The following is a 24,107-nucleotide window of genomic DNA, read 5'->3' on the forward strand; positions in this document are numbered from 1 at the left end:
ATGGCGCCGCAGACGACGTATCTGGAGCTCTCCGAGGACGCCGGGAGCGCGCACAAGTTCTACGAGGTGGCCGTGTCGGGCACCCAGGTGACCATCACCTACGGGCGCATCGGCGAGCAGGGCCAGACCAAGGTGTCGGCGTTCACGAGCCCCGAGAAGGCTCAGGCCGCGGCGGCGAAGAAGATCGGGGAGAAGGTCCGCAAGGGGTACGCCCCCGCCGTGCGCGGGGTGCGTTCGCGGCGCGCGGTGACCCGCAGGAGCATCGTGAGCGGCCGCTCCACCGCCAGCCAGGCCCCGGTGCTGTGGCGCTTCGCCAGCGGCGCCGCCGCGTTCGGCATCTTCGTGGACGAGGACCGCTGCTGGGTCGGCAACCAGAACGGCGACGTCTACACCGTCACCCACGGCGGTACGGTGACCGGCCGCTTCCGACTGCCCGACGGCGTCAAGTGCATCGTCGCCGACGACTTCTGGATCTACGCCGGCGCCGACGACGGCAAGGTGTACGACCTGAGCGGCAAGGTGCCGCGGGTGGCCTACGAGATAGCCGAGGACGTCGACATCTACTGGCTGGACATCCACGACGGCGTGCTCGGCGTCTCCGACCGGGCCGGGCGCGTCACGACGATCGACCACGAGGACGAGTTCCAGTGGGCCCGCCTCGGCCAGGGCAGCTCGGCCTGGATGGTGCGCTGTGACCAGGACGCCGTCTACCACGGTGACTCCCACGGCGTGTCCCGCTACGACGCCGCCGACGGCAAGCCGGTGTGGCACACCCGCACCAACGGCCAGGTGCTGTTCGGCTGGCAGGAGACCGACGACGTCTACGCCGGCACCAGCCACAACGAGGTGTACCGGCTCGCCAAGCGGGACGGCGCGCTCGGCGCGATCTACCGCTGCGACGGCGCGGTCTTCTCCTGCGCCGCGGCCCCCGACGGGCGCTTCGTCTTCGCCGGCGACAACCACTCGTCCATCTACTGCTTCGACCGCGACGGCACGCGGCTGTGGAAGCTCGCCACCGGGTGCGGCTCGGCCTACTCCATGCAGTTCCTGGACGACCGCCTGTACATCGTGACCACCAACGGCACCCTGGCCTGCGTGGACGCGAGCGAGGCGGCGATCAGGGCCGCCCAGGCGGGCACCGTCCCCGAGCCGGTCGATGTCAAGGCCGCCACCACCCTGGCCGCGGTCCAGCCGTCCGCCGTGCTGGAGAGCGTCTCCCACGCCGACGGCGGCATCGTCGTCGAGTGCGTCCGCGAGGGCGACCGCCTGCGCGTGCGCGTCGTCAGCCCCGGCTACGACTCGGGGTGGAACGTCCAGTTCCCGAAGACCGTCCGCGAGGCGGGGGCGCGCTACCTGGTAGAGGGCGTCCGCTCCTCCGAGCGCGGCGGCTTCTACCGCGCCTACGGCGACATCCGCCGCCTGCTCTGACCCCGCCCCGCGCCGCTCACGGGCCGGTCACGGCGACACTGCCGTGCCTGCCGGCTCGGGAGCGGTGTGGAGGGCCTGGGCCTGCACGCGCTCGGCCTCGGCCAGGTGCCGGTGCGCGGTGGACAGGATCACGATGCCGAGCACCAGCGTGCCCGCGCCGATGAAGAACGGGACGTGGATGTCGGTGTGCTCGACGAGCTTGCCCGCCGCGAACGGCGCGAGGCCGCCGCCGATGAAGCGGACGAACCCGTACGCGGCCGAGGCGATCGGGCGCTCGACGGGGGAGACCGTCATCACGGCCTGCGTGGTGACGGTGTTGTTCACGCCGATGAAGATCCCGGCGACGATCACCGCGGTTATCAGCACCGGCGGGTGCGTGGTCCAGATGGCGATGACGAGCACGGTCACCGCGAACAGGGCGAGGTTGGCGTAGAGCGTGCGGGCGATGCCGAGGCGCCGCTGCAGCCAGGGCGCGCCGAACACCGAGAACACCGCCACGAGCAGGCCCCAGCCGGTGAAGACGAAGCCGAGCCGGACGGCGTCCAGCCCCATGGGGAAGGGCGCGTATCCGAGGACGGTGAAGAACGCCCAGTTGTAGCAGAGCGCGGTCAGCGACATGGTGAGCAGGCCGCGGTGCCGCAGCGCGCGCAGCGGGTCCAGCAGGCCGGTCCTGCGCGCTGGACGCGGGGTGGGCTCCACCAGCACAACGGTGGCGATCAGGGCGACGGCCATCAGCACCGACACCCCGTAGAACGGGCCGCGCCAGCTCACGTGGCCGAGCAGGCCGCCGAGGAGCGGTCCCACCGCGATGCCGAGGCCCAGTGCGGCCTCGTACAGGATGATCGCGCCCGCGAAGCCGCCGCTGGCCGAGGCCACGATCACGGCGAGCGAGGTGGCGATGAACAGCGCGTTGCCGACGCCCCATCCGGCGCGGAAGCCGACGATGGACCCGATGCTCGGCGAGGCCCCGGCCAGCGCGCTGAACACCACGATGAGCACCAGGCCGGCCATCAGCGTGTACTTGGCGCCGATGCGGCTGGACACCCAGCCGGTGATCAGCATGGCGACGGCCGTGACCACCAGGTAGCTCGTGAAGAGCAGGGTGACCTGGCTCGGGGTGGCGTTCAGCTCGTGGGAGATCGCGGGCAGGATCGGGTCGACCAGCCCGATGCCCATGAACGAGACCACACAGGCGAACGCGACCGCGAACACCGCTTTCGGCTGCCTGAACGGGCTCGCGCTCGCTCCGGCGGACAGACCGCTCATCAATCGTCGCTCCATCTCACAGGTCGCCGGCGCCCGCCGGCGCCGGTTCTCACCGGATGCCGGGGCGCGCAGGCGGTCGATCAGTACTCGGGGGTCATCGCGAGGCGCCGAACCGGTCGTCGGGCGCCAGGCGGGTCAGGTTCTCTATGGCGGGCAGCGCCGCGACGAGCGCGGCCCGGTCGTCGTCGCCGAGCTGGGGCAGCAGCCGGGCGAGCGCGTCGGCGCGCACCTTCCGCCGCGCGACGAGGGCCGCGCGCCCGGCGTCGGTGATGCCCACCCGCACGACCCGCCGGTCGTCCGGATCGCCGGACCGCTCGACCAGACCGGCCTCCTGCAGCCGGGAGACCAACTGGGTCATCGCCGGCTGGGTGACGCCTTCGCGCGCGGCCAGCTCGGTCAGGCGGCAGGGACCCGCACGATCGAGGGTGGCCAGCGTCGCCGCCGAGGTGAGCGACAGCTCGCCGCGCGCGTTGAGCCGCAGCACCATGCGGGCGAGCCGTTCGAGCGCGGCCGTCACCTCGGTGGCGGGGAAGTCGCGCGTACCGGCCGAAAAATCCATAAGGAACTTATATCAACGCATTATGTATATGACCAGCCGGAGGCACGCTTCGCCTGTGGGGGACGGGAATCCGGCGGTTCGCCTCGACCGCTCGCCTCGCTGGCTCGCGGCGGCCGCTCGCCTCGACGGCCTCTCTCGGCCGCCTCGACGGCTCGTCTCGGCCGCTCACCTCGGTGGGCCGCTTGCCTGGGACGCTTGTCTCGGCGGCCGGAAGCCTAGCGGCGAGGGTGCTTGAACTTGACGTGCCCCATGCCGACACGGCCGCTGACGCGCAGCACCGGCATGCCGGGCTCGGCGGCGGTGCTGATCTTGTTGACCACGTGGCCCATGCCGCTCGTCATGTTCTCCAGCATGACGCCCCATCCCCGGGGCACGATGACGACGATGTTCCCGGCCCCGCACGCGACGTTGAGCAGCACCTCAGGGTAGGGGCAGGTCGCGGCGGTGAAGTCGATCTTCACGTTGCCCCAGGTGCACTCGGCGGAGATGCGCCGGGGGACCGTCCACTGGCCGGCCTGGGTGATGGAACCGGCGCCGGTGCGCAGCACCAGCGGCGCCTCGCCGGAGACCGCCATGGGCGCGCCCGCCGTGATGCGCGGCAGGTCTTCGATCAGCACGTCGAGCTCGGCGTAGGTCCTGGCCGCGTAGGCGCGCCCGAGCCGCTCGTCGAGCTCCTCCAGGGTGATCCGGCCTTCACCGGCGGCGATGCGCAAGCGTTCGGACACGGCCTCCCGATCGGCGTCCGAGGCCCGTACATTCCCGATCGCATCCGTCATATCACCACCGTAGCGAAGGATGCCGATCCGCTGGAGCCTCCGTACGGTAGAGATCGTGGCCAGGGCGCGGGACAGGACGGGCGATTGTGCGGTACGACGGAGAACGTGGCGGATCCTCCTCGCACTACCATCTCGGCTGCCCGGCATCCTATGGGTGTGATCGGCACCGGAACGGTGGAGATGGACGGTTGTGAGCGTCGGCGGTTGCCCCCCGCCGTGCGCCCGTTGTTCGACGACGGCGGCGACGGGCGGACGCTCGCGGTCGAGCTTCCGGCCGGCGAGGTGGTGTGGCCCGACCCCACCTACCTTCGCTTCCCGTCCGCCGCCCGCGGCCGTCCCGCGTTCTGGCTCAGCCAGGCGCCGGTGACGGGGGCCCTCTACGCCCGGCTGCGGGCCGAGCACCCGCACTCGGGGCTGTGGCCGGTGCTGCTGGAGGACTCGGTGCAGCCGTGGTCGGTCGGGCAGATCGCCCCCGACGCCGCCGCCGAGATCGACAACTTCAACGTGGCCGCCTTCATGGAGGAGGTGTGGGCCGACTGGGTCGCACGGGCGGCGGAGGACCAGTTGGAGATCCTCGACCCGTTCGGCCCGCTGTGCCCGGGCCCCGCCGAGGCCGCCGAGCCGAGGGCCGACCCCGGCGCGGTCGCCGACTGGTACGCCGCCACCCTGGCCGCACAGGGGATGCCGGTGGGCCTCGCGGCGGTCGACCGCGGCGCCGACGCCGTCGCCGTCATGGGCTGGCAGGGCGCGCTGCACCACAACGAGTGGAACGTCCCGCTCGCCGCCGTGGTGCGCAGCTGGGAGGACCGCTTCGGCGCGCGGCTGGTCGGCATGGGGTTCAACACGCTGGAGCTCAGCGTGGCGGCGCCTCCCATGGCCGAGCACCACGCCGTCCACGTCGCGGCCGAGCACTGGGCGTTCTGCCCGGACGCCATCGTCCAGGGCGCGGGCACCCTGCTCGACTACGCCGAGACGCTCCTCGGGAAGCACACCTGGTCCTTCTGGTGGGACTGACCGCCGCCTCGTGGTGGACGGCACGCCTGGTACGAAACGGCCGGGCGACCCGTGAGATGATGGGCCCGTGCTTCGCCGGATCGTGTGTGACGTGGTCGACGGGCGGGGCGCAGGCGCCGCCGGCCCGGTGAGCCGTCATGTGCGCGCCGCGCGAGGCCGCGTGGTCGCCCGTCCAACACCAGGAGGTCCGCATGACTGCCGACGCGCTCGAGCCGGAATCCCAGACCCGGGCCGCCGCGACGCCCGCTGACGTCGAGGGGAGCGCCCCGACCCCCGGCGCCGAGACCGGTGAGGCCGGAACCCCGGCCGCGGACGTCCCCGGTCCCGAGACCTCCGACGACGAGCTCAAGCGCAAGTTCCGCGAGGCGCTCGAGCGCAAGCGCCGCAGCCAGGCCGAGTCGAACGGCGGCGGCCGCGGCAAGGACGGCTCCAAGATCCACGGCGCCCACGGGCCCGCCGCCGCCAAGCGGTCCTTCCGCCGCAAGAGCGGCGGCTGACCGCCCCGCCCTCTCGGCCGGCATAGCCGCGACCGAAGGCGGGCACGGCGCACGGCTTCGACAGTAATCACGCTGCCCGGCAAGGCCAAGGTCCCGCCATTGGCGCCGACGTTTTCCGGCTCTTCCAGCAGGTATTTGGGAGCGCTCCCAAACGAGAGGTCCACAAAGGGTGAGATAGGGGCATAACTATCCCCATGGGCCAACATTGCTGCGTATACCACGACAGAACTCCATGGTCCGCCGACCGAAACCGGCGAACAATCTTGTCGCAAGTGATTCACATCACTGACTTATTGCCGTAACGTGTGTGGGAGCGCTCCCACTAAGGAGTTCCCGGTGTCCGTCACCTTCCGCGCGAACTGCACGACCGGACCGGACGTGCTCAGTGGCCTTCCCCTGCGGACGGCCGAATGGATCTTGTCCGCAGAAGCCGAGAGCGTCCGTGCGGCACGCGCGCTGGTCGGCCGAGAGTTGCGTCGATGGGGCACTGCGGGGCTGGTCGACGATTGCCTGCTCATTGTCAGCGAGCTTGTGACCAACGCCATCCAGCATGCCGGCACGGCGTTCTCGCTCAGGCTCGGCAGTGACGGCAAATGGGTGTACGGCGAGGTCTTCGACGCGGGCGACGGGCTGCCCTGCGCGGGACCCGGCGACCTGGACGCCACCTGCGGGAGAGGTCTGCTGATCGTCGGCACGCTCGCCGACGACTGGGGTGTCGTCCAGGCCGAGGGCGGCGGCAAGATCGTCTGGTTCGTCGCCGGGCTGGAGTGCGATCCCCTGAGCTGACCTCGCGGCTCGGGGATCTGTGAGGTCTCGCCGTGGCACGGTGATCACCGGGCGGTGCGTGCTTCGGCGACCGGTACGGCTTGCCGCGAGGCGGCACCCGCATTCGCGCAAGCCGTACCGGTACACATCACCGGCCGCCGCCGGACGTCCGCGTGCCGGGTGTCCCGAACCTCAGCGGAAGGCGTCCAGGCCGGTCACCGCCCGGCCGAGGGTGAGCGCGTGGACCTCCTCGGTGCCCTCGTAGGTGGCGACGGTCTCCAGGTTCACCATGTGACGCATCACCGGGTACTCCAGGGTGATGCCGTTGGCGCCGTGGATGCCGCGCGCGGTGGCGGCCACCCGCTGGGCCGCCCGTACGTTGGCGAGCTTGCCGAAGCTGACGTGCGCGTGGTGGGCGAGCCCGGCGTCCTTGAGCCGCCCGATGCGCAGCGCGGTCATCATGGCGTGGTTGACGTCCACGAGCATGTCGGCGATCTTGCGCTGGGTGAGCTGGAAGCCTCCGATGGGCCGGTCGAACTGCACCCGGCTCTTGGAGTAGTCGATCGAGGCCAGCAGGCAGGTGCGGGCCGCCCCCGCGACGCCCCAGACGATGCCGAACCGCGCCTCCGACAGGCACGACAGCGGGGCCTTGAGGCCCTCCGCGCCCGGCAGCAGCGCCTCCTTGGGCAGCCGCACCCCGTCGAGCACCAGCTCGGAGGTGATCGAGGCGCGCAGCGAGATCTTCTTGTGGATCACATTGGCCGAGAACCCCGGGGCCGACGCCGGCACCAGGAAGCCGCGGATGCCCTCGTCGGTCCTCGCCCACACGATCGCGACGTCGGCCACCGACCCGTTCGTGATCCACATCTTGGTCCCGTCGAGCACCCAGTCGTCGCCGTCGCGGCGCGCGCGGGTGCGCATCGAGCCGGGGTCGCTGCCGGAGTCGGGCTCGGTCAGCCCGAAGCAGCCGAGCGCCTCGCCGGTCGCCATGCGCGGCAGCCACTCGTCCTTCTGCTCGTCGCTCCCATACTTGTGGATCGCCGTCATCGCCAGCGACCCCTGCACCGAGACGAAGCTGCGCAACCCGCTGTCCACGGCCTCCAGCTCGCGGCAGGCCAGGCCGTAGCTCACCGCGTTGGTGCCCGCACAGCCGTACCCGGACAGGTGCATGCCGAAGACGCCGAGCTTGCCCAGGCCGCGGGCCAGCCCGCGCGGGTCGGGGATGGTGCCGGCGTCGAACCAGTCGGCGACGTGGGGGAGGAGCTCGGCGCTTCCGTAGTCGCGCACCGCGTCGCGGATCGCGCGCTCCTCATCGGACAGGTCACGGTCGACGTCGAGGAAGTCATGAGGGTTCATGCGGTCACCGTCATCGGTCGCGGAGGTGCCCGTTTGCGACGCTCCTGCTATCCAGCACCCAATCACAACCGCCCGTCCGCGCAGCAGAGGGGAGGCGCCGGACCCGGCCGCGAATGGCCGGACCCGAACCCGAGCGTGCCGGACCAGGACCCGGACGTGCCGGACCAGGACCCGGACGTGCCGGACCAGGACCCGGACGTGCCGGACCAGGACCTGGACGGCCTGGACGGCCGGACCGGACCTGAAGGCCGGATCCGATCCGGGACGCCGGATCCGGCGTCCCGTCGCGTCAGTCGAGGTCCTGGCGCCGCTTGGCCCTCGGTGAGAGCCGCTTGAGCACGCGGTCGAAGGCGTTGCCGAAGGGGTTCTCCTGGACGAGGTAGGTCCAGGTGGCGGTGGGGCGCTTGAGCCCGCTGTCGGCCGCGTCCAGCCCGTCCGCGGTGATGGTCGCCGCCAGGAACGTCTCGACCGAGCGGCGCTCGACCTCGTCCATCAGATGGCGGTAGGCGGCGACGCCCTCGCGGTGGAACTCGTCCAGGGGCTTGAGCCTGTGGCCGAGCGCCCGCAGGTGGATGCCCTCGCGCACGTCGGACATGAAGCCGAGGTGCTCGGTCCAGCAGCGGTCGAGGTGGAACAGGACGATCTGGCGGGCCGCGTCCTTGAGCACGGGCTCCGCCACCTGCTCGGCGAGCTCCTCCCAGCGCTGCGGGGCCGCCTTGCTCAGGGCGTCGGCCGCGGAGTCGCCCCGCAGCACCTTGTCGCGCTGTTCCAGGACCAGGTCGCGCTGGCGCTCCAGCAGCCGGGTGTAGCGCCAGGTGTTGCGGTGGATCTCCAGGTGGGAGCCCTCGGCGACCCGCTGGGCGTGGCCCACGACGTACCCGGCGCGCTTGTGGTGGACGACCCCGTCGTCCCCGGCGCGCGGCAGGGCCTCGTCGGGGGCGTAGTGGGTGATCAGGGGGTCTTCCAGGCTGACCAGGAACACCGACCCGCCCGGGTCGCCCTGGCGGCCGGCGCGCCCGCGGAGCTGGTCGTCCAGGCGGCTGCTCGCGTGCCTGCCCGAGCCGATGACGTACAGGCCGCCCAGCTCGGCGACGCCCTCGCCGAGGCGGATGTCGGTGCCGCGGCCGGCCATCTGCGTGGACACGGTGATCGCCGAGTGCTCGCCGGCGCGGGCGATGATCGCGGCCTCCTGCGCGTCGTTCTTGGCGTTGAGGACGACGCAGTCGAGGCCCTTGTCGGCCAGGTCGCTCGCGAGACGCTCGGACTCCGACACGTCGAGCGTGCCCACGAGGATCGGCCGGCCGGTGGCGTGGACGCGCCCGATCTCTTCGGCCAGCGCGCGCTCCTTGTCGGCGACCGTGCCGTAGACGCGGTCGGGCTCGTCGATGCGGACGCACGGCTTGTTGGACGGGATGACCGCGACCTTCAGGCCGTAGAACTCCCTGAGCTGCTCCTCGACGGCCACCGCCGTACCCGTCATGCCGCATATTTCGGGGTATCGGCGGATGAGTCCCTGGACGGTGATCGAGTCGAGGATCTCGCCGGTCTCGCTGGCCGGCAGCGCCTCCTTGGCCTCGACGGCCGCCTGCAGCCCGTCGGGCCAGCGCTGCAGCGTCGCCACCCGGCCGCGGGACTGACTGACCAGATGGATGCGCCCGTCGCGGACCAGATAGTCGACGTCGCGGACGAGCAGGGCGTGGGCGTGCAGGGCCAGGTTCACCCGGGTCAGCACGTCCGGCGCCTCGTACAGATTGATGCCGCCCAGGGCCTTCTCGACCGCGTCGGTGCCCTTGGCGGTCAGGAACACGTTGAGTCCCTGGTCGTCCAGCTCGTAGTGGTAGCCGCGCGAGAGCCGCCGGACCAGTTCGGCCATCTCGGGGGCGTCCGCGCCGGGGTCGGCGGCGCCGGCCAGCACGAGCGGCACGCGCGCCTCGTCCACCAGCACAGAGTCGGCCTCGTCGATCAGCGCCACGGACGGCTCGGGGACGACGAGATCGCCGGGCGACGTCGCGACACGGTCGCGCAGCACGTCGAAGCCGATCTCGCTGACCGAGGCGTAGGTGACGTCCTTGGCGTAGGCCTCCCGGCGCTCCTCGCGCGTCGAGGACTGCCCGATCCAGCCCACGGACACGCCGAGGGCCTCGTAGAGCGGCCCCATCCACTCGGCGTCGCGCCGGGCGAGGTAGTCGTTCACCGAGATCACGTGCACGCGCCTGCCCCGCAGGGCGTACCCGGCGGCGGCGATGGCGCCAGAAAGCGTCTTGCCCTCGCCGGTCGCCATCTCGGCGACCTGCCCGGACATCAGCGCGAGCGCGCCGACGAGCTGGACGTCGAACGGCCGCATGCCGAGGGCGCGGCGGGCGGCCTCGCGGGCGATCGCGCAGTATTCGGCCAGGTCGTCCAGGTCAGGGCGGGGAAGGTCGTCCAACGCCTTGACCCGCTCTTCGTGGCCGCGCGCCTGGGTGGCCAGGCGCTGAAAGGGGCCTATATTTGCGCTTCCCGGACGATCCAGGAGATTCTTCATAAATCGCGGTATCGAGGCCACGTCACCTCCAACGCCTCCAACTGTAACCGCGTTCCAGCGCTCGCCCGCCTCAGCCGCTGCGCGCCGTGACGTCCTGCCTCGCCGAGGCCGGGCGGTCGGACAGCGGAACCTCCTTGACGAAGAACGCCAGAACCAGGCCGATCAGGACGAGCGGCACCACGTACAGGAAGATCGGCGGCAGCGCCTGCGCGTACGCACCGGCGACGGCCCGGCGCACCGGCGGCGGCAGGCTGTGCGCCATCTGCGGGGTCATCGCGTTGACGGCGTGCACCGGCAGCCGGGCGCCGTTCGCGGCCAGCGCGTCCGACAGCCGGTGGATGAACACCGAGCCCACCAGCGACGTGCCCAGCGAGGCGCCGGTCTGGCGGAAGTAGTTGACGGCCGAGGTGGCGGCGCCGACGTCGCGGTGGCCGACCGAGTTCTGCACGATCAGCACGAGCGTCTGCATCACCATGCCGAGCCCGAACCCGGTGACGAACATGTAGACGCCGTTGAGCACCATCGAGGAGTCCGCGGTCATCCGCGACAGCAGCGCCAGGCCCGCCGCGAGGATCGCCATGCCGGCGATCGGGAAGACGCGGTAGCGCCCGGTCGCCGAGATGACGCGGCCGGAGCCGATCGAGGTGATCGTCATGCCCGCGACCATGGGAAGCATCAGCAGCCCCGACTGCGTCGCGCTCGCCCCGTTCACCATCTGCAGGAACGTGGGCAGGTAGGCGATGGCGGCGAACATGCCCACGCCGACGAACACCGAGATCGCGGCGGGCAGGGCGAACAGGTTGTTCCTGAACAGGCGCAGCGGGATGATCGGCTCCTCCGCCACCCGCTCGGCCAGCACGAACCCGACCGCGAGCACCACCGCTCCCGCGCCCAGGGCGATGATCGCGGGGGAGGCCCACGCGTACTGCGTGCCGCCCCAGCTCGTCACCAGCACGACGCACGTCGACGCGCCCGCGAGCAGCGCGGTGCCGAGGACGTCCAGCTTCGGCCGCGACCGCGGCTTGGGCAGCTTGAGCACGACGGCGGTGACCGCCAACGCCACCAGCCCGAGCGGCAGGTTGACGTAGAAGCACCAGCGCCAGCTCGTGTGGTCGGTGAAGAAGCCGCCGATGAGCGGGCCGATGACCGACGACAGCCCCCACACCGCGCCGATGACGCCGACGTACCGGCCGCGTTCGCGCGGGGAGACCAGGTCGGCGACGATGGCCTGCACGCCGATCATGAGGCCGCCGCCGCCGAGCCCCTGGAGGGCGCGGAAGGCGATCAGCTCGGGCATGTTCCGCGCCATGCCGCACAGCACCGACCCGACCAGGAAGATGACGATGGCGGCCTGAAAGACGATCTTGCGGCCGATCAGGTCGCCGAGCTTGCCGTAGATGGGCAGGCCGATGGTCGAGGCCAGGATGTAGGCGGTGACGATCCAGCCGATGTGCTCAAGGCCCTTGAGGTCGCCGACGATCGTCGGCAGGGCGGTGGACACGATCGTCTGGTCCAGGGCCGCCAGCAGCAGGGCCACCATCAGACCCGCGAAGACCAGGCGGATCTGCCTACGGCTCAGCCGCGCTGCCTCGGCGCTCATCCCGGCCCCTCTCCCGTGAGGCTGGAGGTCTTTCCAGCCTGTGCATGGTGAAACCTTCGTACCCGCCACACCCGCCGGACGCCGTCACCGCGCGGAGAACCGCCCAGCCCATGGTGCCCCCATCGGCCCATGATCCGCCGTCGAGCCCATGATCCGCTACCAGGCACCTGGTCCGCTACCAGGCACCTGGTCCGTTACCAGGCACCTGGTCCGCTACGGGCACGTGGTCCGCTATCGGGAGGCGCCCCGCGCCGGCCGGTCGTCGCGTGCCTCGCCGGCGGCGAGGAGAGCCACCGAGGCGAGCAGCACGGCCGCGCCCGCCGCCGAGGCGGCCGTCAGGCGCTCGCCGAGCAGCAGCACGCCGATGGCCGTGGCGCCCGCCGGCTCCAGCAGTGCCACCACCGAGGCGGTCGTCGCGCGCACCGACGCCAGCCCGGCGAAGAACAGGCTGTAGGCGAGCGCGGTCGGCATCGCGCCGAGGTAGCCGAGCAGCGCCACCGACGCGGCCGCACCCTCGCTCGGCGCCAGCCCTTCCACGGCGGCCACCGGCAGCAGCAGCACCCCGCCCACCGCGAACCCCCACATGGCCCTCCCGTACGCCTCACCGGCGCCACCGCCGTCCCCGGGCCGGACCACAGTGGTCTCCCCCTGCGCGACCACGGCCCCGGCCCCCAAGCGGCTCGCGACATCCGGGCCGGTTACGCTCCCCCGGCTGGTCACGCCGTCCTGGCCGGTCGCGGCGACACAGCGTGCCGGCGCCTGAGGACGACCCGCGTGCCGCGACTGCAGGGTCACGCCGGCGTAGGCCACGGCCGACACCAGCGCCAGCGCGACGCCGGCCGCCGACGCGCCCGACGGGCCGCCCACCAGCAAGGCCAGGCCTGCCAGAGCCAGCACCATGCTGACCGCGCCCCTGCGGCCGAGCCGCTCCGCGAGCAGCAACCGCGCCCCGAGGGCCACCATCGCCGGGCTGGCGCCCAGCGTGATCACGGTCGCCACGGCCACGCCGCTCGTCGCGACCGCACCGAAGTAGGCCGCCTGCGACACCGCGAGCCCGGTCCCCATGAGCAACAGCCCGGCCCACCCGGCACGGAGCCTCCCGATCGTGGAAACGCCGGACCGGGCGCCGAGCCTGGACAGCGGCGCGGCGGCGAACAGCATCAGGGCGCCGAACACGAAGCGCCAGAACGAGACCGCCAGCGGGCCGAGCCCGCTGAGCTGGTACAGCAGGGCAGCCGCAGGGCCGCCCGTGCCCCAGATGGCGGCGGCGACGGTGACGTACAGCATGCCCCGCCGTACGGAGACGTGCGTCATGAACTCTCTCCAGAGGAGTGGAAACGGAAAAGGCCCCTGAACGCGGGCAGCCGCCACTCACCGAGCCATGCAGACCCGGACAGATGGAGAGAAACCGCCCGCTAGTGGGCGGTCGGCGGAGAAACGATCAAAACGCGACGCATGGCCGTAACATTAGCGCCCAAGCGTGTACCCGTGAATGTCCCTCCTCCCCTTCCCCGGCGCACCGAATTGGGGGATGTTGAGTTGGGCATGTCGTCCAGGGGAGGCGGGCATTGAAGGTCGTGCGCACGGCCGACGGCAGGCGACTCGCGGTGGAGGAGAAGGGGAAGCTTGAGGGCGACCCTGTGTTCCTGCTCCACGGCACGCCGGGAAGCCGGGTGGGCCCATGCCCGCGAGGTTCGGTCCTCTACCGGCTCGGCGTGCGTCTGATCACCTTCGACCGGCCTGGGTACGGGGGATCTGACCGCCTCATCGGCCGCTCGGTGGCCTCGGTGGCCGACGACGTCGCGGCGATCGCCGACGCGCTCGGACTCGACCGATTCTCCGTGGTGGGCCGCTCGGGGGGTGGTCCACACGCCCTGGCCTGCGCCGCGCTGCTGCCCGACCGCGTCATCCGGGCGGCGGTGCTCGTCGGCCTCGCGCCGCGTGCGGCCGAAGGACTCGATTGGTTCGGCGGCATGACGGAGTCCAATATCACGGAGTTCACCGTCGCGCTCGCCGGACGCAGGCGGTTCGCCGACTGGCTCGCTCCCACGGCTCGGGAGATCCGCACCGATCCTGCGGCTCTCATTGCCGGCTTGTACGCCGAGCTTCCCGAGGCGGATCGCCGTATGGTGGCCAACCCCGGAGTACGGGCCATGCTGCTGGAGAATTACACCGAGGCGTTGCGCCACTCGGAGGACGGCTGGATCGACGACGCGATCGCTTTCTGCTCTCCGTGGGGCTTCGATTTGGCCGCCATCAGCGCTCCCACCCTGCTGTGGCACGGAGAGCAAGACCGGTTCTCCCCGATCGGCCATTCCCACTGGCTGGCTGCCCGCATACCCACGGCCACCATACGGGTGGAGCCGGATGCCGCCCACTTCGGCGCACTGGCCGCCCTTCCCGACCTGCTGCCTTGGCTCGTCGGTGACGAGGAGGCCGCCTAGGGGTGTCCAGGGCGGCCTGGCCGCTTTAACCTGGTGGCGCCGCGCCCGTTCAACTGCCTGCGCATCCGGCGTCAGGACACCGCGCTGCGGCCGGCCCCTGTCGCGCTCACCACACGTGAGGTTCGAGGTCGCGGTTGATCCTGCGCCAAGCCGCGAGGTCGGCGATGTGCGGATGGTCGTCGCCGAGGGCGTTGCGCATGGCGTGCAGCACCCGTTCGCGGCGCTGGCGGGCTTCGGCCGTCTGTCCGAGGGCGTTGAGGGTCATGGCCAGGTTGGCCTCGCAGACGAGCGTGTCGGGATGCTCCGAGCCCAGGGTCTCGCGCAGGACCGCCAGCGTGCGCTGATCCGCCGCCTCGGCGGTCTCCAGCTCGCCCAGCTCCGCGAGGCAACTTGCCACATTGATCGACGACAGCAGCGTCATGGGGTGGCTCTTGCCGACCTGTCTCGCCAGGCCGTCGCGAGCCTGCTCGACGAGCCGCCCGGCCTCGGACAGACGGCCCAGCGCCCGCAGGTAGGAGCCGACATTGTTCGCCGCCGCGAGCGTGTACGGGTGTTCTCGGCCGAGGGTGTCCACCAGGTGGTCCATGACGTTGGTGGCTCGTTCGTGGGCGAGAGACGTCTCTCCCATCGTGGCGAGGCAGGAGGCGTACTCCAGCCGGCACAGGAGAGTATCGGGGTGGGTGTCGCCGTAACGTTGGACGTAGCGGTCGTGCACGTCTTCCACCAGCCGCCTGGCCTCCGCCTCCGCGCCGGTCCTGCGCAGCGAGGTGGCCAGGCTCGTGGCGGTGCGCAGAGTGTCGATTGCGCCGTCGCCCAGCACCTTCTGGTACTGCTCGAGACTCATGCGCGTCATAGTGACCGACTCGGAGAGCTCTCCGAGGTCACGCAGGTCGCGGGCGAGGTTGGCGATGGTGTACAGGGCGTCGGGGCGCAGTTCGCGGCTCATCTTGCGGCGCTGGTCGACGGTCTCCTGGTCGAGTTCTCTCGCGCGGGAGAAGCTGCCGGCCAGCCGCAGGCTGACACCCAGGTTGTGCGCGGCCGTCAGCGTGCGCGGATGGTCTTCGCCGAACACCTCTTTGACCTGTTCGTAGGTCTGGTTGTCCCGATCGAGGGCCTCCTGGAACCTGCCGAGGGCCCGTAGATCGGCGGCCAGACCGCCGGCGGTGAGCAGTGTGTACGGATGGTCCTCGCCGAGCTCGCGGGTCTGGTGGGTCAGCACCTCGGTGTCCATGTCGTACGCCTCGGTGTACCGGCCCATTGAGCGCAGGGTGTTGGCCAGGTGGAAGCGCAGGTGTACGGTCTGGCGGTCGCCTCTGCCGAGCTTGGCGCTCCACGCTTCCTCCAGCCGGTGGCCGAGCTCCAGACTATGCTCCAGCTCTCCGCGCCGCCACAGGTAGCGCACCCGGTCGATGAGCAGGCGGCGCGTCGACTCCTCGTCGCAGTCGGCGGCATTGGAGGGGACCAGGTGCGGCCAGATCTCGTCGTAGCGGGGCCAGTTGCTCGGGTCGTCGACGTCGCCGACGCGGGGCCGGGCGGCGACCAAGATGCGGTGGATGTCGTGGATGGTGGTCTCGCGCTCGCGGACTTCCATGCGGTCGCGGACGACGGCCTGGATGAGCCGGTGCACCTGGATGGAGTTGTCGGCGATGTCCACGCGGGCCAAGGCATAGCGGCCGAGCTGCCGGATGGCGGGCGCGAGCATGACCTTCTCGCGCATGGCCTCGTCGTAGGGGACCAGGCAGTCCACCATCGCGTCGCCGTAGAGCATGTCGAGGGAGACCGGCTCGGGACCGAAGAAGGCGAGCAGCTCCAGCAGGCGCACCGAGGCCGGCGAGTGCCTTCTCAGCTGCTCGAACGACACGTTCCACGTGGCGGCGACGGGGGTGGGGTAGTCGGTCGGCTGCTCGCCGAGTTCGAGCATCTCGGTGAGCTGAGCGTCCAGCAGCCCGACGTACTGCTCGGGGGGCATCCCGGTCTGCTCCAGCCAGGCACCGGCCTGCTCGATGGCCAGCGGCAGGTCGCCGAGCGCGTCGGCCACCTTGTCGGCGTCGGCCACGCGCAGCCCCGGCGCGCGGCGGCGCAGGTGCTCGATGCTCTCTTCACGGGTGAAGACGTCGACCTCGAGCGGGGCGGCCACCTGCGACCAGGCGGAGTTGCGCGAGGTGATCAGGATGTGCCCCGAGCCGCTGGGCAGGTAGGGCTCAAGTTCCTTGGGGTCGTCGGCGTTGTCGAAGATGAGCAGCCACCGCGCGTGGGGACGGCCGAGGCGCAGCGCCTCGCGGGCGGCCTCGGCCGCCTCGGCCACCCTCTCGCCGACCCGGACGCCGAGTTTCTCCGCCAGTTCGGCCAACTCGGGATTGATGAGCTCCAGGTGTTCGGCGGCGATCCACCACACCACGTCGTAGTCGGCCATGAACCGGTGGGCGTACTCCAGCGCCACCTGCGTCTTGCCGACGCCGCCCAGCCCGTAGAGCGCCTGGGGGAGGACCACGGTCTTGCTGCCGCCGACGATCTGGTCGCGCAGTTTCTCAAGGACGGCGTTGCGGCCGGTGAAGGCCGCGTTGCGGTTGGGGACGTTCCATACCGGCGGTCGGATGCCGGGGAAGCGGGGCCTCACCGGAGCATCGTCGTCCGCCGGGCTGGAGGCCTGTGGAGGCCGGCCGAGCCCCCGGAACAGGGCCTCGGTGGCTTGAGCCTCGTTGCAGTCGGTGAGGTCGACGGTGGCGCGCTCGCCGAGCGGCGGGGCGACTCGCACATTGGCGACGCGCACCGACATCAGCTTCGGGTGCAGGCCCTTGGCCTTTGCGGCGGCCGAGGGCTGCCGCAGCGCGGCCATCTGCGTGGATCGCATGTACGCGGCCGACACGACGGCGATGACGTGGCTGAAGACATGGCCCTTCTGCGGGGCCGTCGTGCCGGAGGCGTCGGTCAGGTCGCCCTGGCTGTGGCGCACTATGTTGAAGCCGGCCCGTTCCAGCGCGGAGGCGATCCAGTCGGCCCACATGCGGTCCTCGGGCACATAGCTCAGCAGGACGTCGGTGGCGATGGTGGCCGGTCTGCGGACGAACGCCTCGCGGACGCTCAGGCGAAGATCCTCAGGCAACGCGGGTATGGACGCGATCTCACCCTGCGTGATCATGCTGGCCAGCCGCTCGAAGGCGGCCAGCAGGGAGGCGGGCGCCCCCGGAGCGTCGCCGAACGTGGCCAGGGTCTCCTCGTAGGCGTAGAAGGGCTTGTACGGGATCTCGACGGCACTCCAGTAGTGGCGGACCTGATCGGCGGTCATGCCTTGAGGGAAGCCCTCGAATCGGGTACGGGCAAGTTCGCGGCCGGCGTCGAGTCTGTCTTTCTCGCCCTCGTCGATGCGCATAGGGACTGGAAGAATACGGATGTTCCGGTGTGAATAGCGCTCGTTGATGTGATGGGCGACTGCCGAGGCGCCGTCAATGCTCTGGTCGCTGAGGGTGAAGCAAATTACCACCGTGTCGGGCAAGTGGATGGTGCAGATGTCGGCGATGTCGCTCAGCCCGGTCCGGCTGTCGATGAGGATGTAGTCGTAGTGACGCTTCATGTCGGCCCGCAGGGCGTCGAAGTACTGGCCGCCGCCGAGCCTTTCGTAGAAGTTGTCCCAGTCGAAAGAGGAGATCAAAGAGGCGTAATCGCGGTTCTGCCGGCCGGCGGAGACGAAGTCGAGCGTCCCCTCCCCGGGGAAGTCTTCCCAGTTCAAGGACACCGCATGGCGCTGCACCCTCGCGAATTCCAGGTGCCAGTCGCCCCGTCGTGGTATCGGTTGCAGGTTCTCCAACGAGTAATCGTTGATCATGTCGATGATGCCGGCGGTCCCACCGATCTTGTCGGCGTCGAGGAAGGGATGGAAGAACCGGTGCAGGCCGGGCGACTCCAAATCCCAGTCGAGGACCAGCACCCTCTTGCCGTTGCTCGCCAGAATCCATGCCGTGTTGGCCAGCGCCATCGTGCGACCGGTGCCTCCTTTGTAGGAGTAGAAGGTGATGACGTGGCCTTCGGGGGCCTCACTCATGGCCGAGCCTCCGTGTCGTTGCGGTCGTACGGGAACGAGGGGCCTCGCAACCTCGGACGATCCAAGGACGGGCGCTCGGCGGGCGGGTACGTCGGTGCGTGCCTCAGATATTGGTTCATCGCCGCGCGGGCCATTTCGGGAACCGCTCTGCGGAACTGGTCGAAGGTCGCGATGTTGTTCGCCATGGATCGCTGGATGGGGTGTCCCTCGTTGAGCTTGTGCCTGAGTGCTGTTGCGAGATGCCCGTGCAGCCGGTGCTCCGCCTCCGTTGACTGGATGTCCTCTTTGTTCATCGGCGCCACGACGCTGATCCACGGCTTGCGGGCCTCGTCGAGGCGGCGGAGGGACTCTTGAAACTTCTCCGAGGCGGCGGCCCAGGCGTCCACGAGGACCAGTCCGGCGCTCGTCGGCGGATCGTCGCCGAAGAGGTGGTCGTAGTGCTCGTCGAGCGAGCCTATGTCGGCGCGGAAGCCCAGATGGCGCACCAGGTCGGCGGTGTGCTCGGCCAGAGATCTGCCGATGATCGACCGGTAGGGGTTCCACTCTTGGGCGGTGTGCCCGTAGTGGTACGGCTCCCGGCCTTCGGGAAGGTTGTGGATGTCGGGGGCGATCACGGTGATCCTGATGCGGTTGCCGCCGGCCCGGGGCGAGTCCATGGAGCCGAAGGCGCTGCGCAGGGAGTCGTAGTCGGGCGGCTCGCCTGGGATGAGCCGGGTGGAGTGGCCGACCTCGACGATGCGGCGCGCGAGGTTGTAGACCGCCATCTCGTACGCGCTCCGGTACTGCCGGAGTTTCATGATGCCGTAAAAGCCGTGCTCGGTATACTGCGGCCCGAGGCCGGCGTGGTTGAACTGAATCGAGCGGGCCACCTCGGGGAGCTCTTCCGGCGGCACGGGGACCCAGATGGCGGGGATGATTGTCTCGACCCTCTCCCATCCCCGCGCGCGGTGGTAGAGAATGCGTTCGGAAAAGGCCGTCCACTCCTTCCCACACTGCTCGCTTTCGAAGTAGCGTCTGGAGTAGAGAGGGACGAAGACTCTGCAGGTGGCGAGCCCTTCGGTCAGCTTGTCAAGCCAGTGGCCGCCTGAGTCCTGCTCATGATTCATGATTCCGGGCTCGGTGCCGTAGTCCCGACCGCTCAGAACCATCACATGGCGACACAGATCTACGAAAAGCTTCTCCGTCCAGAGGTTGAAGCTGTAGCGATCATTAAGGTCGCGTCCTGGGCTGGGCGCGTGACTGAGGAAAAAATAAGGCCCGGCCTGTGTGGCATATGGCACTTGCAGACCCACCTCCAGCCGGGATGCCTTGTCATATCGGAGTTTGGCTACACGCTACGTCGGACGGTCAAGGGTGGTCAGAGAAGAAGGATCTGCGCCTGCTCTTCTGCGCAGGAAGTGGTAAGTCGGGCTCGGCAATGCACCGACCGGCCGGTGCATCGCCGAAACGGCGCCACCTTAAACAGAGGTAACATGACGATTTGTGGGCGGATGTCATGTTATGGCCTTCGGCGTGCCTTCTTTGAGAAGCGACAGAGGACCCTGCAGTCGGGGACGTGGGATGGACGCCGTTCCCTGAGGGGGGTACACAGGGGCGTGGCGAAGTCGGCGGTTCAGGATCGACCGTGCTGATCTGGCCTGCCCTCCGTGCGGGGGGTCGAGGTAGAGGGTGCCGTCGGGGGGCATGGGCAGGGCTGTTGGAGGGTCCGCGGAGGAATCGGACGAAGTCTCGCCGGGAGTTCGCCATGGCGCAGTCCGGCTCTCTGCGGTTTCCTGGGCGGCGTCGCTCCCTGGCAGCACCATGGCGACCCAGAACTCATAGTGATCGCCACGGGAAGGCGGTGTCGTGGCGTCGTGGAATTGGACGGCTTCCTGGATGGATCCCACCGTTTCCGGCATGGCCTGCTCGCCACCGACCGGGCCGGCAAGGCTGTTTTCCATCGCGAGAAGCGGCATCTCGTCGGCGGGTCGGGATTGCGTTCGTGACTTGGCGAGAGGTAGCGCGGCTACCACGACCGGGTCCGCTGGTATGGAATTGGAGACACAGTCGGAGATCGAGGGCTGGTAGGGGCTCACTCCGCCCGGCACTTCCGCGGGATGAGCTTCGTTCTGACGCCGCTCGGTCGTCGCCGTGATCACAGCGATCCTGAGTGCGTGGCCCTGATCTCGGTCGACGATCCCCGGCGTGAACACGTTACTCAGAGAGATGTAGTCGAGAGGGGGAGAGACTTCCAGAGGGAAGTCGTTCCCCGCCTCGACGATACGGCGCGCCAGGTCGTAGACGACGGCCTGGTAAACATGCCGAGACCGTTTGATATTGATGAGGCCGTAGAACCCGTGCTGGAGGTACTGCGCGTCGAACCCAAAGTCGGTGAATTGGATGTCGCGTGCCACGTCCGGGATCACGTGCAAAGGGACGGGAGTCCAGAGCGCGGGGATGATCAGGCTGCGGCCGTCAACCTGACGGCTAGCCAGAGGAGTCTGCGCGCTGGTGCTCGTCGCCCGATCAGGGGAGATCCGGTGCAGGAAGGCACTCCACTCCCTGCCGCAGTTTTCTCTGGTGAAGTAGAGCCTGGAATAGAGCGGGACGAACACCCGGCAGGTCGCCAGGTTGTACGCGATCTCATCAGACCAGGGCTGGCCCAGACGAAGCCTGCGATCAATGTAACCCGGCGTCCCGCCGTGATCCATTCCGCTGAGCACCATGACATGCCGGGACAGGTCGGTGAACAGCTTCTCGACCCCGTGGTCAGGATCGTAGGAGTCATCTCTGTCGATTCGGGGAGTATGGGCGTAGCTGAGAAAGAAATAGGGCCGGGTGCTATCGCTGTCGCGTGACGTGCTCAATGCCACCTCCGGCCGCGAGACGCCTTGATTGTAAAACGATGCGATGAACCAGGCAATGAGGTGAACAGAGCCCGGAATAGCTCTTCGAGCGGCCTCGCGATACGAGAGGCCAGGGCCGTCGCCCTGCACGGGCAGTGATCTGAAGTCGCTTCGTCCGCCGATCACGAGCAGATGGGTTCGTCAAGCCATGGAAGAGCGGTCTTCCGCATGCCCCTGACGAAGCGCCGTCCCAAACCCGTCAAGGCTTCGCACTCGGTCAGGGAGACGATCGCCTCTGCCACCTGCTCACGGTGCATGCCAAACCGCGAGGCCGCGCGGTGCGCGGCCTCGTTGTGGTCGACCACGCGGCGGGTACGCCAGAAGTCGGTGACGGCCAGATGGGCGTACGTGCCTTGTAGAAGCCCTTCGAGGGGGCGTGGATCCTCACGCCAGGGCGCGTTGTAAAGCCGAGTGTCGTTGTGGTCGTACAGGTGGTGGATGTCCAGGATGGCGCCCATCTTGACGTGCTGGAACTCATGGATCAGCAGCAGCGCCAGCGAGGTCGCGTCCTCCGGGAGCGCGACGGCCACGGCGCCGAAGGCGTCACGGGACGTCGAGCTGATCTCGGAGCCGTCGGGGCTCGGCGCGAGGGGCATGACGACGCTGAGGCCGGCGGCCAGGCCTGGCGCGTAATTCGGATGGTCACGCTGGATGAGCGCCCACGCGTCGGCGAACGTGGAGGTCCAGCGGCCGTACTCCTCGTCGCTCAGGCGCTCGGCGGCGGGCCACTGGTGGCAGTCGCGGTAGAGGTCGACGTCGTCCAGCGCCACGCTCCAGCCTTCGGCGGCCAGGCGGCGCACCGGCCACCAGCCCGGAGTGTCGTCGGGAGCGTCGAGGGCGACCGACATGGCGCCGTCGCCCGTGACGACGCGGAAGCATCGCCGGCCGGTCTCGACGGTGACCTCGCCGGTTCCGGAGACGGCGAGCCGGCCGAGCGACGGCAGATTGAGGGCGCCGTCGCGGACGGGCACCCGCAGCACCGCCCGGACGCCCGCCCGGATCGCGGCGACGGCCGCGATCGCCGACAGGTGGCCGTCGTCGGCTCTGCCCTTCAGGCACAGCCCGGCCCACACGCGCATGTACGGGTGGGCGAGCACGGAGTCGAGGACCGGCCTGGCCTCGCTGTCGATCAGCGTCAACAGCCGCCAGGCGGCGATGGATGCCGACGCGCCGCCCACGCCGGCGAGGAGGGTGCGCTGTATGCTCTGCTGCCCCTCCTCAAGCCTGCTGATCACCCTGGCGTCGCCATGACCGGAGGCCAGTGCGGCGAGGTCGGATGAGGAGATGGCGTGCGTGGTCGCGGTCATCGCGCGCACTTCGCCCTGGATGTGGGTGATCAGCCGCAGCAGACCGTCGCAGTAGACGCTGGGGTTGCCGAACCCGGAGCCGGTGCGATAGCGGTGCGCGTAGAGTCCGCCGCCGCAGGTGGACACCACGGGGCAGCTCTGGCAGTGCTCGGCGAGTGCCGCGAGGCCCGTCTGACGGCCGGTGACGCCGGGGTGGGCGGCGACGGTGTCGAGGGCGTGGCGCTCGACGTCGAAGCCGGTCGCGGGAGCGCCGTCGTATGCGGTCTTGAGCGAGTCGGCCTGCTCGTAGGCCCCGTCGGTCTCGATCACCACGAGGTCGCTGGGCTCGAGCCCGAGCGATTCGGTGAGGCTGCTCCTGTCGCCGAGGGTGCGCAGTACCGACTCGAACATGCGGACGCCCATCGGCCTGCCGTCGGCCAGCCACCGGTCGAAGATCTGCACGAGCCACTCGCCGTACGCCGCCGCGCCGCCCGCGGGGGGCCGGTCCCACGTGGCGTGCGGCAGCAGGAAGTCGACCCGTGGCGGCTCGAGCTCGGCCAGCGCCTCGTAGACCGCGATGGGGTCGTTGGCGACGTCGATGGTGCACAGCAGACCGGAGTACAGGGGGCGGTAGCGCTCTATCAACAGGGCGACGGCTTCGGTCGCCTTGTCGTAGCTGCTGCGGCCGTCGGCGTACCTGCGGTGGCGGTCGTTGGCGACGCGGTCGCCGTCCAGGGAGACGCCGACCTGGATGCCGCGTGCGGCGAACATGTCGCAGAACGCGGCATCGAGTAAGACGCCATTGGTGTGGATCTTGAGATTGAGCGCGCAGACGCCGTCGAGCGAGTGCGTCAACTCGTCGGCGAAGCGGCCGAGCCGTTCGTGCCCGGCCAGCAGTGGCTCGCCGCCGTGCAGGATCACGTCGACGCCGGGCAACCGGTGCCGTCGTGCGTGGTCGGCGATCCTGCGTGCGGCGGACGCCATCGTCGCGTCGGGCATGACCGTAGGCCGTCCCCGCCAGCTTTGATCGGCATGCTCGTAGATGTAGCAGTGATCACAGGCCAGATCGCAGCGGCCGGCGACCTTGATGACGAATTGCCGAAACGGCAGGACGGGCGTGCCCATGAAGTCAGATCGACGAGTTGAAAGCAGCGACGATCACTCCGGACGAGGCACCGGTAACGACCGCGTCGTCGATGATTCCCGTACCGGTTAAAGCGCCGAGAGTGCCAAGCGGGAGACGGCGCACGTCGATCAGGTCGTTCTCGGCTTCGGATTTCAGGTCGTCCGTTACGTCCTTGCTCATGACACCCACCTAGTAGCTGGTTCGACGGGTCGTAGCGATCTGCCGTCTGGTGTGATGGTCGCCCATCGATTCGCCTGCGGAACGATACGTCAGGCGGGCCTGAAGACGACGTCGATCGCTCGTGATTCCAAATGGGATTACACCACTTCGCGAGAGCGAAGAGGGTGACCGAAGGTCGACAGAACCGTCCCTGCTCGCGAACTATGGTAGCGACGCCGGGTTTTCGCCCTGATGAGAGTAAATCAGGCATCATGCCGTGTGTCCTAATACTCCAGTGACCGTTCGTGATCTCGCTGGTTGTGGTGGCATGGGTACGGCCACCGCGTGATCATCAGTGTTTGTGATGACATCCGAAGATCGTG

17 protein-coding genes are annotated in these 24,107 nt (G+C 69.6%); 5 read left to right on the plus strand and 12 right to left on the minus strand.

The genetic code is table 11. From position 1 onward, the window contains the following. Positions 1–1,428, plus strand: a complete 1,428-nt coding sequence (locus tag ACZ6QO_RS31485) for a WGR domain-containing protein (RefSeq protein WP_465855995.1) — start codon at positions 1–3, stop codon at positions 1,426–1,428. A 27-nt stretch (positions 1,429–1,455) separates the two neighbouring features. On the opposite strand, the gene ACZ6QO_RS31490 is transcribed toward ACZ6QO_RS31485, so the two are convergent. From ACZ6QO_RS31490 to ACZ6QO_RS31500, 3 genes are all read right to left on the minus strand, one after another. Further along, positions 1,456–2,694, minus strand: coding sequence for an MFS transporter (locus tag ACZ6QO_RS31490; protein ID WP_465855997.1), 1,239 nt, complete (start codon positions 2,692–2,694; stop codon positions 1,456–1,458). 94 nt (positions 2,695–2,788) lie between these two features. Further along, positions 2,789–3,253: a MarR family winged helix-turn-helix transcriptional regulator gene (locus ACZ6QO_RS31495; RefSeq protein WP_465855999.1), complete on the minus strand. Its 465-nt coding sequence runs from the start codon at positions 3,251–3,253 to the stop codon at positions 2,789–2,791. 215 nt (positions 3,254–3,468) lie between these two features. Then, the gene (locus tag ACZ6QO_RS31500) at positions 3,469–4,029 is read right to left on the minus strand and encodes a DUF1707 SHOCT-like domain-containing protein (protein ID WP_465856001.1); all 561 of its coding nucleotides are present in this window, start codon (positions 4,027–4,029) and stop codon (positions 3,469–3,471) included. A gap of 156 nt (positions 4,030–4,185) precedes the next feature. Between ACZ6QO_RS31500 and ACZ6QO_RS31505 the strand changes: the two genes are divergently transcribed. The 3 genes from ACZ6QO_RS31505 (at position 4,186) to ACZ6QO_RS31515 (ending at position 6,326) form a co-directional block, all read left to right on the plus strand. Continuing rightward, entirely contained in the window at positions 4,186–5,043 is an 858-nt protein-coding gene (locus ACZ6QO_RS31505; protein ID WP_465856003.1) for a DUF4253 domain-containing protein, read from the plus strand. A gap of 191 nt (positions 5,044–5,234) precedes the next feature. Next, complete coding sequence (locus tag ACZ6QO_RS31510; RefSeq protein ID WP_465856005.1) at positions 5,235–5,540, plus strand: DUF5302 domain-containing protein; 306 nt, start codon at positions 5,235–5,237, stop codon at positions 5,538–5,540. Between the two features lie 336 nt (positions 5,541–5,876). Continuing rightward, positions 5,877–6,326: an ATP-binding protein gene (locus tag ACZ6QO_RS31515; protein ID WP_465856007.1), complete on the plus strand. Its 450-nt coding sequence runs from the start codon at positions 5,877–5,879 to the stop codon at positions 6,324–6,326. A 171-nt stretch (positions 6,327–6,497) separates the two neighbouring features. Here ACZ6QO_RS31515 and ACZ6QO_RS31520 read toward each other — a convergent pair whose 3' ends face one another. The 4 genes from ACZ6QO_RS31520 to ACZ6QO_RS31535 form a co-directional block, all read right to left on the minus strand. Then, positions 6,498–7,661 (minus strand): acyl-CoA dehydrogenase family protein, encoded by a 1,164-nt coding sequence (locus ACZ6QO_RS31520; RefSeq protein ID WP_465856009.1) that lies wholly within the window; start codon positions 7,659–7,661, stop codon positions 6,498–6,500. Between the two features lie 289 nt (positions 7,662–7,950). Beyond that, complete coding sequence (gene secA2, locus ACZ6QO_RS31525) at positions 7,951–10,185, minus strand: accessory Sec system translocase SecA2 (RefSeq protein ID WP_465856011.1); 2,235 nt, start codon at positions 10,183–10,185, stop codon at positions 7,951–7,953. 70 nt (positions 10,186–10,255) lie between these two features. Beyond that, positions 10,256–11,785 (minus strand): MDR family MFS transporter, encoded by a 1,530-nt coding sequence (locus tag ACZ6QO_RS31530; RefSeq protein WP_465856013.1) that lies wholly within the window; start codon positions 11,783–11,785, stop codon positions 10,256–10,258. Positions 11,786–12,016: 231 nt separating this feature from the next. Next, complete coding sequence (locus tag ACZ6QO_RS31535; RefSeq protein WP_465856015.1) at positions 12,017–13,099, minus strand: DMT family transporter; 1,083 nt, start codon at positions 13,097–13,099, stop codon at positions 12,017–12,019. A 263-nt stretch (positions 13,100–13,362) separates the two neighbouring features. Here ACZ6QO_RS31535 and ACZ6QO_RS31540 point away from each other — a divergent pair, with 263 nt between their 5' ends. Continuing rightward, positions 13,363–14,229, plus strand: coding sequence for an alpha/beta fold hydrolase (locus ACZ6QO_RS31540; protein WP_465856035.1), 867 nt, complete (start codon positions 13,363–13,365; stop codon positions 14,227–14,229). A 106-nt stretch (positions 14,230–14,335) separates the two neighbouring features. On the opposite strand, the gene fxsT is transcribed toward ACZ6QO_RS31540, so the two are convergent. The 5 genes from fxsT to ACZ6QO_RS31565 all read right to left on the minus strand — a co-directional run bounded on the left by fxsT (position 14,336) and on the right by ACZ6QO_RS31565 (position 23,745). Then, on the minus strand, positions 14,336–18,268 hold the full coding sequence (gene fxsT, locus ACZ6QO_RS31545) for an FxSxx-COOH system tetratricopeptide repeat protein (RefSeq protein ID WP_465856017.1): 3,933 nt from the start codon (positions 18,266–18,268) through the stop codon (positions 14,336–14,338). Beyond that, entirely contained in the window at positions 18,265–19,560 is a 1,296-nt protein-coding gene (locus ACZ6QO_RS31550; RefSeq protein WP_465856019.1) for a TIR-like protein FxsC, read from the minus strand. The genes fxsT and ACZ6QO_RS31550 overlap by 4 nt, the downstream gene beginning before the upstream one ends. A 201-nt stretch (positions 19,561–19,761) precedes the next feature. Further along, complete coding sequence (locus ACZ6QO_RS31555; protein ID WP_465856021.1) at positions 19,762–21,279, minus strand: TIR-like protein FxsC; 1,518 nt, start codon at positions 21,277–21,279, stop codon at positions 19,762–19,764. Next, entirely contained in the window at positions 21,276–23,564 is a 2,289-nt protein-coding gene (locus ACZ6QO_RS31560; protein ID WP_465856023.1) for an FxsB family cyclophane-forming radical SAM/SPASM peptide maturase, read from the minus strand. Before ACZ6QO_RS31560 ends, ACZ6QO_RS31555 begins: the two co-directional genes overlap by 4 nt. Before the next feature lie 4 nt (positions 23,565–23,568). After that, positions 23,569–23,745, minus strand: coding sequence for a hypothetical protein (locus ACZ6QO_RS31565; protein ID WP_465856025.1), 177 nt, complete (start codon positions 23,743–23,745; stop codon positions 23,569–23,571). Positions 23,746–24,107 lie beyond the last annotated feature (362 nt).

It is taken from the genome of Sphaerisporangium sp. NPDC049457 (genome assembly GCF_055586705.1).

Coding starts and splice junctions, on each gene's coding strand:
- ACZ6QO_RS31485 (WP_465855995.1), top strand. CDS start 1: ATGGCGCCGCAGACGACGTATCTGGAGCTCTCCGAGGACGCCGGGAGC.
- ACZ6QO_RS31490 (WP_465855997.1), bottom strand. CDS start 2,694: ATGAGCGGTCTGTCCGCCGGAGCGAGCGCGAGCCCGTTCAGGCAGCCG.
- ACZ6QO_RS31495 (WP_465855999.1), bottom strand. CDS start 3,253: ATGGATTTTTCGGCCGGTACGCGCGACTTCCCCGCCACCGAGGTGACG.
- ACZ6QO_RS31500 (WP_465856001.1), bottom strand. CDS start 4,029: ATGACGGATGCGATCGGGAATGTACGGGCCTCGGACGCCGATCGGGAG.
- ACZ6QO_RS31510 (WP_465856005.1), top strand. CDS start 5,235: ATGACTGCCGACGCGCTCGAGCCGGAATCCCAGACCCGGGCCGCCGCG.
- ACZ6QO_RS31520 (WP_465856009.1), bottom strand. CDS start 7,661: ATGAACCCTCATGACTTCCTCGACGTCGACCGTGACCTGTCCGATGAG.
- secA2 (WP_465856011.1), bottom strand. CDS start 10,185: ATGAAGAATCTCCTGGATCGTCCGGGAAGCGCAAATATAGGCCCCTTT.
- ACZ6QO_RS31530 (WP_465856013.1), bottom strand. CDS start 11,785: ATGAGCGCCGAGGCAGCGCGGCTGAGCCGTAGGCAGATCCGCCTGGTC.
- ACZ6QO_RS31535 (WP_465856015.1), bottom strand. CDS start 13,099: ATGACGCACGTCTCCGTACGGCGGGGCATGCTGTACGTCACCGTCGCC.
- fxsT (WP_465856017.1), bottom strand. CDS start 18,268: ATGAGTGAGGCCCCCGAAGGCCACGTCATCACCTTCTACTCCTACAAA.
- ACZ6QO_RS31560 (WP_465856023.1), bottom strand. CDS start 23,564: ATGGGCACGCCCGTCCTGCCGTTTCGGCAATTCGTCATCAAGGTCGCC.
- ACZ6QO_RS31565 (WP_465856025.1), bottom strand. CDS start 23,745: ATGAGCAAGGACGTAACGGACGACCTGAAATCCGAAGCCGAGAACGAC.